At 60.5% G+C, this 12,537-nt stretch carries 9 protein-coding genes and 1 pseudogene; 6 read left to right on the plus strand and 4 right to left on the minus strand.

All coding sequences use genetic code 11. The features are described from left to right. Positions 1-711 (plus strand): alpha/beta hydrolase family protein (locus ACYVDE_RS06105; protein ID WP_460500598.1); only part of this gene is annotated, 711 nt, incomplete at its 5' end. 22 nt (positions 712-733) lie between these two features. On the opposite strand, the gene ACYVDE_RS06110 is transcribed toward ACYVDE_RS06105, so the two are convergent. The 3 genes from ACYVDE_RS06110 to glgP form a co-directional block, all read right to left on the minus strand. After that, on the minus strand, positions 734-1,078 hold the full coding sequence (locus tag ACYVDE_RS06110) for a hypothetical protein (RefSeq protein ID WP_460500599.1): 345 nt from the start codon (positions 1,076-1,078) through the stop codon (positions 734-736). A gap of 104 nt (positions 1,079-1,182) precedes the next feature. Next, positions 1,183-1,851 carry an SOS response-associated peptidase gene (locus ACYVDE_RS06115; protein WP_460500600.1) on the minus strand — a complete coding sequence of 223 codons (669 nt, stop codon included), beginning with the start codon at positions 1,849-1,851 and terminating at the stop codon, positions 1,183-1,185. Between the two features lie 165 nt (positions 1,852-2,016). Next, complete coding sequence (glgP, locus tag ACYVDE_RS06120) at positions 2,017-3,669, minus strand: alpha-glucan family phosphorylase (protein WP_460500602.1); 1,653 nt, start codon at positions 3,667-3,669, stop codon at positions 2,017-2,019. A gap of 535 nt (positions 3,670-4,204) precedes the next feature. Here glgP and ACYVDE_RS06125 point away from each other — a divergent pair. The 5 genes from ACYVDE_RS06125 to ACYVDE_RS06145 all read left to right on the plus strand — a co-directional run bounded on the left by ACYVDE_RS06125 (position 4,205) and on the right by ACYVDE_RS06145 (position 12,259). Further along, positions 4,205-5,656, plus strand: a complete 1,452-nt coding sequence (locus ACYVDE_RS06125; RefSeq protein ID WP_460500603.1) for a hydrolase — start codon at positions 4,205-4,207, stop codon at positions 5,654-5,656. Positions 5,657-5,839: 183 nt separating this feature from the next. Further along, complete coding sequence (locus ACYVDE_RS06130) at positions 5,840-7,729, plus strand: alpha-amylase family glycosyl hydrolase (protein WP_460500604.1); 1,890 nt, start codon at positions 5,840-5,842, stop codon at positions 7,727-7,729. Between the two features lie 122 nt (positions 7,730-7,851). Then, positions 7,852-8,559, plus strand: a complete 708-nt coding sequence (locus ACYVDE_RS06135) for an SDR family oxidoreductase (RefSeq protein WP_460500605.1) — start codon at positions 7,852-7,854, stop codon at positions 8,557-8,559. A gap of 116 nt (positions 8,560-8,675) precedes the next feature. Then, entirely contained in the window at positions 8,676-10,499 is a 1,824-nt protein-coding gene (locus ACYVDE_RS06140) for an alpha-amylase family glycosyl hydrolase (RefSeq protein WP_460500607.1), read from the plus strand. A 158-nt stretch (positions 10,500-10,657) separates the two neighbouring features. After that, positions 10,658-12,259 (plus strand): MFS transporter, encoded by a 1,602-nt coding sequence (locus ACYVDE_RS06145; protein WP_460500608.1) that lies wholly within the window; start codon positions 10,658-10,660, stop codon positions 12,257-12,259. A 76-nt stretch (positions 12,260-12,335) separates the two neighbouring features. On the opposite strand, the pseudogene ACYVDE_RS06150 reads toward ACYVDE_RS06145, so the two are convergent. Beyond that, a pseudogene (locus ACYVDE_RS06150) lies at positions 12,336-12,537 on the minus strand (FAD-dependent oxidoreductase); the annotation flags it as partial.

Consider the following 12,537-nt stretch of genomic DNA (forward strand, 5'->3'; position numbering starts at 1 on the left):
GCCTTTGTGGTGGCGCTGGCCGCGGCCGGCGTGAGCGGCCAAGAGCTGCTGGCGCGCCAAACATCATTGGTAAATCGCCCCGGCGAGCCCGATACTGCCCAACTGGCATGGCAAACCCGTTGCGCCCAGCGCATGGCCCAGGTCCGTCGCGAAGCCGTGCGGCAGCTGGCCGCCGGCGCCAGCCCCGAGCAGGTTGCGGTGCGCGTGGCCCAGGAGCAACTGCGCCTGAGCACCGAAGCCCGCAAGCGCAACGACATCCTGTATAAGCAGCAGTTTGCGCTGCTCGAAATCATCCGGCACACCACTGATAATGCGCAGGCACAAGCCATTGTAGCCAACATGCTTCGGCAGATTTACCCGGGATTGGCCCCGGCTACAGCCCAGGCCCGGGCCAGCCAGCTCACCAGCCCGTGGTACCGTTCGCTGCTGGCCTTCAACCCGCAGGCCGAGCTGGCCAAGGTAAGCTGCCCCACGCTGCTGCTACACGGCGCGGCCGACGAGCAGGTGCCCGCCGCCACCAACATAGCCGCGCTCGAAAAAGGCTTTAAAGGCAATAAGCAGGCTACCACTCAGCAGCTGGACGGCGTAACGCACGATTTCCAGCCCGTTTTGGGCGAGCGCGCCCTGCTGGCCGGTACCACCTCGCCCACCATGACGTCGGAAGAAGCGTTGGAAGCCGTAGGTGCATGGGTGGCCAAGCGCCTGAAATAGCCTGCGTGCCCTTGGCTTGCCGCTAACGAACCCCGCGAGCCGGCGCAAACGCTTCGCGCAGCCAGCGGCCAGCCAATCCGGCCAGCCCGCCGGCCAGGCCGATAACCAGCGTCGTTACGAGCACCAGAATGGGCGCCGAGCCACCGAGCGGCAGCAGCTGCGCCACGCGGTGCGCCAGCAGCCCATTGTTCTGGAAAGCCAGCCACGCGGCCGGCACCAGCCAGCTCAGCCCCAGCCCCACGAAACCGGCCCAAAAGCCTGCTTTGCCCGACTGTGCCTGCCCGAAGCAGACAGCGAATGCCAGTGTTGGAGCGCTCCACCACGGCAGTCCCAGCTGCAGCACGGCTGCCAGTACGGCGATAAGCAAGGCCAAAACCCAGGGGTTATGCGTCGAAAGCCAGGTCGTTGGGGCGGAAACAGTCGGATTCATACCGGCAAGATAACCGGCAGACTGCTACTGCAGCGGGGCTGCTACGCGGCGATGGGCTCCAACACTTCGGCGCTGTTGTTGGCCGGCGAATTCACGAGCTTGCTGACGACGTACTCGCGCATGGCCGCCGCCTCGAAGGGTTGCAGCAGCTGCTGGTAGTCGGGCAGGCGGTGGCCGTCGGCGAGCCAGGCCCGTTCGGCATCGCGGCCGGGCAGGATGACGGGCATGCGGTTGTGAATGCCGGCCATCAGCTCGTTGGGCTCGGTGGTGATGATGGTGAAGGTGGGGTGCAGCTCGCCGGTGGCGCGGTCTACCCATTCATCCCAGAGGCCGGCGAAAGCGAAGGGCTGCTCGTCGCGCAGCAAAATGCGGTGCGGCACCTTGCCCGCCTCGGTGGCCTGCCACTCGTAAAAGCCGTCGGCCAGCACCAGGCAGCGCCGCCGCGCCAGCAGCATCCGAAAGCTGGGCTTTTCGGCCAGCGTTTCGGCGCGGGCGTTGATAGGCTTGGGGCCACCGGAGGGGTCGCGGCTCCAGGCCGGCACCAAGCCCCATTGCAACAGCTGAATCTGGCCGGGCGCGGCGTTGGTGATGACGGGCAGGCGCTGCGACGGGGCGGCATTATAGTTGGGCGGTGCGGGTTCGGCAAAGGTGGCGTCGAAGCGCTGCTCGATGGTGGGGGCGGGAGCGGTGAAGGAATATCGGCCACACATGGCGGGACGGATTACGGGAAAAGAGAGCGAATTAGCTGTCATCCTGAACGCAGTGAAGGACCTTACCACGCCTGAACGAGTCGTTCATACGACAATCGTTCAAACTTGATAAGGTCCTTCACTGCGTTCAGGATGACAGGCGCCTAAACCTGCACCGTTTTCAACCTACGCCTTGTACAGCAGCTCGTAGTATTCGCGGGCCATGCGGGCGCTTTCGAACTCGGGCTCCACGTCCTTCATGGCAGTTTTTACCACTTTCAGGAAGTTCTTGGGCTGGTCGTAGTACAGCGGCAGCACGTTGTTTTCGAGCACGTCGAGCAGGGCGGTGGCTTCGGCGTCGTCCTTCACGTTGTCGGGCAGCGTTACGTCCACAATCGGAATGAGGAAGCCATTTTCGCCGTCGCGGCAGAACTCCGGAATCCAGCCGTCGGCGATGCTCAGGTTCACGCTGGCGTTCATGGCGGCGGTCATGCCGCTGGTGCCGCTGGCCTCGCGCGGGAAGCGCGGCGTGTTCAGCCAGATGTCGGAACCCTTCTTCAGAGCGGCCGACAGGCCCAGCTCGTAGCCGGTAAGCACGGCGCAGTTTTTCAAGCGAGCCGTGCGCTTAATAATATCGTTGAACAGCGCCACCGCGCCGAAATCCTTCGGGTATGGCTTGCCGGCCCAAATCATCTGGATGGGGTGCTTGGCATTGGCGGCCAGCTCTACGAAGCGCTCGAAATGGCGCAGGATGAGGTCGGCGCGCTTGTAGGCGGCGAAGCGACGGGCCCACACGATGGTGATGACGTTGGGGTCGAACACGTTGCCGGTCTGGTCGGCCACAATCTTGAACAGGTCCTTTTTCAGCTCCTGCTTGCGGGCGAGCAGGGCCGCGTCGTCCTTGCCCTTGAGGGCGGCGGCCAACTGCGGGTCGCGCCAGTAGCTGCCGTTCTGGCTGTTGGTGATGGGGATGATGGGGCAGATGCCTTCGTAATGGCCCCACATCTCGTTGGCCACGGTGCCGTGCACTTTGCTTACGGCGTTGGCCTTGCGCGAGAAGCGCAACGCGGTGAGGGTGTAGTTCAGGTGGTCACCGTCGCCGATACGGGCCACGCGGCGCACTTCCTCCTCGGGCACGTTGCCGAAGAAGGTCATGTCGGTGAGCAGCTTCATGGGGCGCTCCTCGTTGCCGGCCAGCTCGGGCGTGTGCGTGGTGAATACCAGGCGCTTCTGCACCTCGGCCAGGTCGCGGCCGTGCTTTTCGTAGAGGTAGAAAGCCAGCGGCAGGCCGTGGCCCTCGTTGAGGTGGTACACGTCGGTTTTGCGGCCGAGCTCATCGAGCAGCTTGCCACCGCCCACGCCCAGCAGAATGCTCTGGGCCACGCGGGCGGCCGAGTCCGGGTCGTACAAGTGGTGCGAGATGGTGCGCGAGAGGTGGTCGTTTTCGGCAATGTCCGTGGTCAGGAAGAACATGGGCACTGTGCCGAACACCTCCGGGGCGAGGTACATGGCCTTCACGAACACGTTGGCGCCGTGAATGGTGATGGGGAACAGCAGGCCGGTATCCTGCAGAAACGAGTAGTGCTTGTGGCGGAACTCGGCACGCATGGCCTGCTCGGGGTCGCGGTCCTGGTCGTAGTAGCCGAACGTCCACAGAATGCTGATGCCCACCAGGTTCTGCTTCAGCTCGAAGCCCGAGCGCATGTGCGAGCCCGCCAGGAAGCCCAGGCCGCCCGAGTAGGTTTTCAGCGCCTGGTCGACGGCAAACTCCATCGAGAAATACGCGGCGGCCGTCTTGTACTTGGCGGCGGGGGTGTACGGTTTGAAAGTGAAAGCCATAAGCTTAGCAAGTGCGTGCCCGAAAGCACGCCGGAATGAGCGTTGCGGGTTGAAGAATAAGGCGTGCGGCGCACGACTGGCCGCCCGTTGAGGCTGCTAAGGTCAGCAGCTTTGCGGAAAAATCGCAACACCTTGATATAGAGCACTGAGTTAAGCAAACGTTAGCATTTTGGCCAACGCCAACAGTGTCAAGGCAATATCAGCCAGCCGATTAGTGGTAAAATTTCTTCGGCGCGCCTGGCGTCGCTGCCGATTCCAGCGGGGTAGCCCTGTTTGCGGCTAAGCAAGGAGCCGATAAGCGGCAAGTGGCCCGCGCAATGCTGATGCGGCCGGAAGCTCATCAGGATATTATTATGTAAGACTAGCTATTTCTAGCTTATAAATACAAAATTCATGGAAAATTCATTAAAAAAAGGTGCGATTTTGAAAATGACATAATTATTTAACCATGATATTGATAATTTGATTGTTTTAAGCCGCTACATTTGACGCTCTTATTTCTCACCATAAAAATTTCTTTGTCAAACCCATGCGCATGAATTTCCCTGTTCGCTATTTGGTGGCACCCTTGCTGGGCGCTGCCGCGCTGTTTGCCGGTTGCTCGAAATCGGAGCTGACGCCGGCTGCCGCCCCGTCGGCCGCCGTCTTTGCTCAGAATGTGTCGGCCCCGGGCTTCCCTGAAGGGTTTGAAACGGGTACCAAAACGGCCTACACCACGGGTAGCGTTACGCTCGGTTCGGGCTCCTGGACGCTGAACGACGCCCTCATCGGCAACACCACGGCCGATGCCAAAACCGGCAGCTGGTCGGCCCGCGTGCGCAACAGCGGCTCGCTGAGCATGAACTTCGACCTGACCGGCGGCGCCGGCGTGGTGACGGTGGCGCACGCCGTGTACAGCACCGACGCCAGCAGCACCTGGGAGCTGTGGGCCAGCAGCAACAGCGGCAGCAGCTACGCCAAAGTGGGCAGCACCATCACCAGCAGCAGCGCGAGCCTGAGCACGGCCTCGTTCACGGTGAATATCAGCGGCAACGTGCGCCTGCAGGTGCGCAAAACCGACGGCACCACCAACCGCATCAACATCGACAACATCACCGTGGAAAGCTATAGCGGTGGCACTACCGGCGGGGGGGGTACCACCACCGGAGGCAAGAAATTTCTGTTCGACGCCAGCCACGCCGAACTGGCCGGCAACGCCGACTGGGCCCTCGACGTGGACTCGGGCGTGACGCCGCGCTACCCCACGCCGGCCGCCTCGGGCATCACCAGCACTACTTCGGAAACATACTGGACCGCCGCTCTCTCCTCGTGGGGCGTAGCCTTGGTGAAACTGGGCAACTCGGTTGAAAACCTGCCCTCGGGCACGGCCATCACCTACGGCAACACCTCGAACCCCCAGGATTTGGCCAACTACAATGTGTTTGTGGTGGATGAGCCCAACACGCTGTTCTCGGCTTCGGAGAAAACGGCCATCATCAACTTCGTGAAAAACGGCGGCGGCCTGTTCATGATTTCCGACCACACCGTGTCGGACCGCAACAACGATGGCTATGACTCGCCCGCCATCTGGAACGATTTGATGACCAACAACTCGGTGCAGGCCAACCCCTTCGGCTACAGCATTGCCCTCACCAACATTTCGGAAACCACCAGCAACGTGCTGGCCAGCAGCACCAACACCATCCTGAACGGCTCGCAGGGCGCCGTAACGCAGTTGAAGTTCTCGAACGGCGCTACCATGACGAAAACTTCGGGCTCGCAGGCCACGCCGCTGATTTGGCAGGGCACTTCGGCCCAGGGCAACAGCAACATCATGCTGATGAGCAGCACCTACGGCACCGGCCGGGTGGTGTGCATCACCGACTCGTCGCCGGCTGATGACGGCACCGGCAGCCCCGGCAACACCGTGTACCCCGGCTGGACCGAAATTGCCAGCCACGCCAAGCTGCACATGAACGCCTCGCTCTGGCTCGCCAAGCAGCAATAGTCGCTGCGAGTAGCCTCTGTTGTAAGCGAGTAATAAAGGCCCGTTCCCCGATTGGGGAGCGGGCTTTTCTGTGCGCGGTAGGAGCCGAAAAATTTATTCGCAAAGTGGAAACGGTTGCGCATCAGGGCCCTTGGGGGAAAGCCGTACTTTTGGCTTTACGGTTATCCCAATGCTCTTTTTGCTATGAAATTCCCACCTGTTTTGCTAGCTGCCGCAACGTTGTTGCTGTCGCTGGCCGCATCGGCCGCACCCCAGTTAGCGAGCCCGCTGGCGACCTCCGCCGCCCCCGCCAAACCTGCCTCCGCCGTACGCATCGACCCGACCTACTGGTGGGTGGGCATGAAGAACCCCAAGCTGCAGCTGCTGGTGAATGCGCCGGGTATTGCCGGCAGCACTGCTATGCTGGCCGCCTACCCGGGCGTGACGCTCGACAGCCAGCAGAAGCTGGAAAGCCCCAACTATCTCATTGTCAACCTCACTATCGGCCCCGACGCCAAGCCGGGCCAGCTGAAGCTGACCTTCAAAGGCGGCAAGAGCCTGACGTACAGCTATGAGCTGCGCGCCCGCAACACCGACCCGCAGCGCACGCAGGGCCTCACGCAGGCCGATTTCATTTACATGCTGATGCCGGACCGGTTCGCGAACGGCGACCCGAAGAACGACGTGGTGAAGGGCACCCGCGCCCCGCGCGTAGCCCGCGACTCGATGTACGCCCGCCACGGCGGCGACCTCAAAGGCATTCAGAACCACTTCGACTACTTCAAAAAGCTGGGCGTCACGACTATCTGGCCCACGCCGGTGATTGAGAACGACATGCCTAAGGCCAGCTACCACGGTTATGCGGTGACGGACTGCTACAAAATCGACCCGCGCTACGGCACCAACGCCGAGTACCAGCAGTTCGTGAAAGCCGCCCACGCCGACGGCCTGAAAGTGGTGCAGGACATTGTGCTGAACCACTGGGGTAGCTACCACCACCTGTTCCTCGACAAGCCGGCGGCCGACTGGTTTCACGCCTTCCCCACCTTCACGCGCAGCAACTACAACGCCTTCGCCCTGAACGACCCGCACGGCTCGAAGCGCGACTACCAGCTGTTCAACGACGGCTGGTTCGACACCACCATGCCCGACGTGAACCAGGGCAACCCGCTGGTGGCCACCTACATCATCCAGAACTTTCTGTGGTGGGTAGAAGCCACGGGCATCGACGGCTACCGCATCGATACTTACCCGTATTCCAACCCGCAGTTCCTGATGCAGTTTGGCCAGGCCACGATGGCGGAATACCCCAAGCTGGCGCAGTTTGCCGAAGCCTGGGAGGGCACCGAGGCCGAGCAGGCCTTCTTCGCCCAGAACATTCTGCCCCCGGTGAACGGCTTCAAGTCGAACATGCCGGGTCTGCTCGATTTCCAGATTTGCTTCGCGATTTCGGATGCCTTGAAGACCGAAAACGGCGACCTGAGCAAGCTCTACCACGCCCTGCAGGGCGACTGGCTGTACACCGATGCCACCCGCAACGTACCCTTCCTCGACAACCACGACATGAGTCGCTTCTACTCGGTGATTGGCGAGGACTTCAACAAGTTCAAAACCGGCATTGCCTGGCTGCTGACCTTGCGCGGCACGCCCCAGCTCTACTACGGCACCGAGGTGCTGATGAAGAACTTCTCGAACCCCGACGGCAAGGTGCGCGAGGACTTCCCCGGCGGCTTTCCGGGCGATAAGGTGAACTACTTCACTTCGCGCCCCAGCGGCCAGGCCGGCGAGGCCTTCGACTACGTGAGCAAGCTGGCCAACTACCGCAAAACGCACCCCGTGCTGAGCAGCGGCAAGCTGATGCAGTTCATCCCGCAGGATGGCGTGTACACCTACTTCCGGTACTCGGACACGGAGAGCGTGATGATTATCGCCAACAACACCAAGGAAGAGAAGAAGGTGGACGGCACCCGCTTCGCGGAGCGGACGGACGGCTTCTCGTCGGGCACGGAAGTGGTGAGCGGCGCAACCATCAGCGACCTGAAAAACCTCACCGTCCCGGCGCACACGGCCTGGGTGGTGGAGCTTCGGAAATAGCGCGCAAGGTTTCGCAAGGTTAAAAGAGGTTTCGCCAAGTGCCTGGCGCTTGTTTCGTAACTTCCATCTGCCTTCGCGAAAACCCTGCGAAACCTTTTTTAACCTCGCGTAACCCTGCGCTCATGACCGACCTCACCAACCAAGTTGTCATCATTTCTGGCGCGAGCCGCGGCATCGGCAAAGCCACGGCGCTACTATTGGCCCTGCAGGGCGCCACCGTAGTGGCCGTGGCCCGCAGCGAGCAGGAGTTGAGCGACCTCACCCACAAAACCCGCGGCCTGAGCATCGTGGCCGACATTGCCGATGAGGCCGACGCCCAGCACGTGGTAGCCGAAACCCTGCGCCACTACGGCCGGCTCGACGTGCTCATCTGCAACGCCGGCGTGGGCTCGTTTGCCGAGTTGGAGCAGTTCACCGGCGAGGAATGGGACCGCATGTTCGACACCAATGTGAAGGGCACTTTCCTACTGTGCAAGGCCGCTGTGCCCCATTTCAAGGCCCAGAAGCGCGGCCACATCGTGGGCATTGCCTCCGACGTAGCCAAGCGCACTTTCTCGCACGGTACGGCCTACGGCGCCAGCAAATACGCCCAGGATGCCCTGCTCGGCAGCCTGCGCAAGGAGGTGCGCCCGCACGGCATCAAAGTCAGCACCATCTACCCCGGGCTGGTTGATACCTACTTCAACGACACCACGCCCGGTAGCGCCGAGGCCGAGAAAACCCATCTTCGCCCTGCCGATGTGGCCCAGGCCGTGCGCTACGTGCTCGAAGCCCCCGCCCACGTGGTGGTGGACGAGTTGATGCTGCACCCGCTGACGCAGGAGTGGTAGTTTCCAATCGGTGAATGAGTGAATGGCTGAATGGGCGAATGATTTGCCTGTTGCAAGCTCCTCCATTCGCCCATTCAGCCATTCACTCATTCACTCATTGACTAACTTGCCGCATCATGAAAAAACTGTTGCTGGCCGGCAGCCTTCTCTCGCTTGCTGCCTTCTCGTTGCCCAAACCGTCCGTGCATAAAACCCCTGCCCAAGCCACCGACCCCAATACCACCGCCGAGGTTCCGAAGGATAATAAGCTCGTCATTTACCAGATGATGACGCGCCTGTTCGGCAACAAAGTGGCACTGAACAAGCCCTACGGTACTATCACTGAGAACGGCTGCGGCAAGTTCAACGACATCAACGACAAGGCGCTCGAAGAAATTAAGGCACTGGGTGTGAGCCATGTGTGGTACACCGGCGTGATTGAGCACGCCACCATGACGGACTACACCAGCGCCGGCATTCCGGCCGACGATGCCGACGTGGTGAAGGGCCGCGCCGGCTCGCCCTACGCCATTAAGGACTACTACGACGTGGCCCCCGACCTGGCCGTGACGGTGAAAAACCGCATGGCCGAGTACGAAGCCCTCATCAAGCGCACCCACGACCACGGCCTGAAGGTGCTGATGGACTTCATCCCGAACCACGTAGCCCGCTCGTATAAGTCGGACGCCAAGCCGACTGGCGTGGTCGACCTGGGCGTGAGCGACGACAAAACCAAGGCCTTCGCCATCAACAACAACTTCTACTACATCCCCGGCAAAGCCTTCGTGGTGCCCGCCGGCTACAACCCGCTGGGCCCCGCCAAGGGCCCGCGCGAGGATGGCAAGTACCTGGAAAATCCCGCCAAAGCCACCGGCAACGACGTATTTTCGGAAGCGCCGAGCGTGAACGACTGGTTCGAAACCGTGAAGCTGAACTACGGCGTGGACTACCAGAATGGCCGCGCCACCCACTTCGACCCCGTGCCCGACACCTGGAAGAAGATGCGCGACATCCTCGTGTTCTGGGCCGGCAAGAACGTCGACGGCTTCCGCTGCGACATGGTGGAAATGGTGCCCGTGGAGTTCTGGGCCTGGGTGATTCCGGAGCTGAAAAAGGTGAAGCCCGACCTCGTGTTCATCGGCGAAGCCTACAACCCCAAGGAGTATAAAACCTACCTCGAGAAGGGCCACTTCGACTTTCTCTATGACAAAGTGGGCCTCTATGACAACCTGCGCAAGCTGATGCGCCAGGAAGGCACCACCGAGGACATCACCAAAGTGTGGAAAGAAGAAAGCAACGGCTTCTCGTCGAGCATGCTGCGCTTCCTCGAAAACCACGACGAACAGCGCATTGCCAGCAAGGATTTTGCCGGCGACGCCAAGCGCGCCATCCCGGCCATGACCGTGACGGCCACCCTGGGCAGCGGCCCGGTGATGCTGTATTTCGGCCAGGAAGTGGGCGAGCCCGCCAACGGTGCCGAAGGCTTCAGCAGCGAAGACGGCCGCACCAGCATTTTCGATTACTGGGGTGTGCCCGAACACCAGAAATGGCTGAACCAGGGCAAATTCGACGGCGGCAAGTTGGTGTACGAGCAGAAGCAGCTGCGCGAGTTCTACAGCCGCCTGCTGAATGCCACCAGCCAGAACGAAGCGCTGCGCAAGGGCCGTTTCTACGAGTTGCAGGACGCCAACAACTTGGGCAAGGAGTACAACCAGCGCAACCTCTACACCTACCTGCGCTACACCGACAAGCAACAGGTGCTGGTAGTGGTGAACTTCTCGGCCGATAAAACCTACAAGCCCACCATCACCATCCCGGCCGAGGTGATGACTAAGATGGGCCTGAGCACAAAGCGGTTCTACACCTACACCAACCTGCTCACCGACGAGGAGCCTCGCAACGCGCTCAACCTCACGCTGGCCCCGCTCTCGGCCTACGTGTTCGAGATTAAGCCGAAATAAGCCGGGCTGAACCGCTGAATTTGAAACGGGTACCGCAATCGATTTGGCGGCACCAACTACTCATTACCTTCTTCCCCTTCCCAATGGCTGCTCCCACCGTGGCTTCCGCCGCTGATACCCGCCAAAAGCCCCGCCTGAGCTTTTGGCAAATCTGGAATATGAGCTTCGGCTTCCTAGGCATCCAATTCGGATTCGAATTGCAGAACTCCAATGTGAGCCGCATTTTTGAAACTCTTGGTGCCAGTAAAGACGACTTACCACTGCTCTGGATTGCGGCCCCGCTTACTGGCTTGCTTGTGCAGCCAATTATCGGCTATTTCTCTGACCGCACCTGGCACCCAACCTGGGGACGGCGGCGTCCCTTCTTTTTCATGGGAGCGCTACTAGCAGCCCTCGCTCTATTTTTTATGCCCAACTCAGGTTCGCTGCTGATAGCGGCCGGGATGCTATGGGTGATGGATGCGAGCATTAATATTTCCATGGAGCCGTTCCGGGCATTCGTGGGCGACTTGCTTCCCACCAGCCAACGCACCACTGGCTTCGCTACCCAAAGCTTCTTTATTGGGGTTGGGTCGGTTATCGCGGCTGGATTACCTTGGGTATTCACCAACTGGTTTCACATTGCCAATACCGCGCCCCAGGGCATGATTCCGCCATCGGTAAAGTATGCTTTTTATGCGGGTGGACTAGCGCTGTTCTTGGCGGTGATATACACCGTGCTTACCACGCGCGAGTATCCACCAGCCGACATGGCCGAGTTTGAGCGCGAGAAAGCCGAAGGCGGCGTGTTCGACGGTCTTAAGCAGTCGTTCTTGGGTGTGTTCAATATGCCCAAAGCCATGCGGCAACTGGCAGTGGTACAGCTTTTTACTTGGTTTGCGTTGTTTGCGATGTGGATTTATTCCACCAATGCCGTTACGAGCAGCATCTATAACATGCACGTTGACAACGAGCTGTTTGCCAAAATATCGCAGCAGGTGAACACGGCCAGCGCTACGGTGCAGAACGTGCCGGCCAAGAGCTTTTTCGACTTAAGCAAAACAACCCCGGCTGAACAGGAAGCCAAAAAATTGACGGCTCTGCGTACTGATTTAGCTGAAATCAATGAGTTTCAGGCGGGCACTCCCGACAAGATTATCACCACCAACCTAGCCGGTTACGCTTTGGCCGGTGGGCAACTGACCGCTGCCGAAACGGCCACGCTCAAGCGGGTGCAGCAGCAATACAATGATGGGGCTGACTGGCTGGGCGTATGCTCGTCGGTGCGCAACGGGGTAGCGGCGGTGTTCGCCTTCTTATTGCCCGTGTTGGCCCGCCGCAGCAGCCGCCGCTTTACGCACATGCTCTGCCTGGTGGCTGGGGGCTTGGGGCTGGTGTCGCTGCTTTTCGTGCACGACCCGCACTTTCTGGTGGTGTCAATGGCTCTGGTGGGCATTGCCTGGGCCAGCATCCTATCAATGCCCTATGCCATGCTCGCCGGGGCTTTGCCGGCTAACAAAATGGGTTACTATATGGGCGTATTCAACTTCTTCATCGTCACGCCGCAGATTATCGCCTCCGTTGGGCTGGGCTTTTTAACTCGTTACCTATTCCATGGCAATACCTTGTATGCCTTGGTATTGGGCGGTGCCGGCATGATAATAGGTGGCTTGCTTTCCCTGCGAGTGCAGGACAACGACGACATTCACTTGCCCGTTGAGGAAGAAGAAGCAAAAATCCTGGGCTACGATGCCCAGGCCCCAGCCAACCCGCAGGTATAGCCGCTGTCATTGAATAAATGAAAGGCTCGTTTCTATTTAGAGAAACGGGCCTTTTGCTTTGTATGGAAGGTTGAAATCAACCTTTCGCCATCATCTCCGCTACCTCGCGGCCGGTGGCCAGCGCGCCGTTCAGCGAGGGATAGGATGCCCAGTCGCCGCATCGGTAGAGGTTGTCGGCCAGCTTGAGTGGCTGCTGGGGCGGCTGGCCGGCAGGGTACACCGGCAGCGCCGCCGCGATGCGGTAGCTGCGCAGGTGCTCCCAATTGCGGGCGGCAGGG

This window comes from Hymenobacter agri (assembly GCF_054778495.1).

Bases quoted from the DNA above. Each gene is read 5' to 3' on its own strand.
- glgP (WP_460500602.1), bottom strand. From the start codon at position 3,669: ATGGCTTTCACTTTCAAACCGTACACCCCCGCCGCCAAGTACAAGACG.
- ACYVDE_RS06125 (WP_460500603.1), top strand. From the start codon at position 4,205: ATGAATTTCCCTGTTCGCTATTTGGTGGCACCCTTGCTGGGCGCTGCC.
- ACYVDE_RS06145 (WP_460500608.1), top strand. From the start codon at position 10,658: ATGAGCTTCGGCTTCCTAGGCATCCAATTCGGATTCGAATTGCAGAAC.
- ACYVDE_RS06140 (WP_460500607.1), top strand. From the start codon at position 8,676: ATGAAAAAACTGTTGCTGGCCGGCAGCCTTCTCTCGCTTGCTGCCTTC.
- ACYVDE_RS06115 (WP_460500600.1), bottom strand. From the start codon at position 1,851: ATGTGTGGCCGATATTCCTTCACCGCTCCCGCCCCCACCATCGAGCAG.
- ACYVDE_RS06130 (WP_460500604.1), top strand. From the start codon at position 5,840: ATGAAATTCCCACCTGTTTTGCTAGCTGCCGCAACGTTGTTGCTGTCG.
- ACYVDE_RS06135 (WP_460500605.1), top strand. From the start codon at position 7,852: ATGACCGACCTCACCAACCAAGTTGTCATCATTTCTGGCGCGAGCCGC.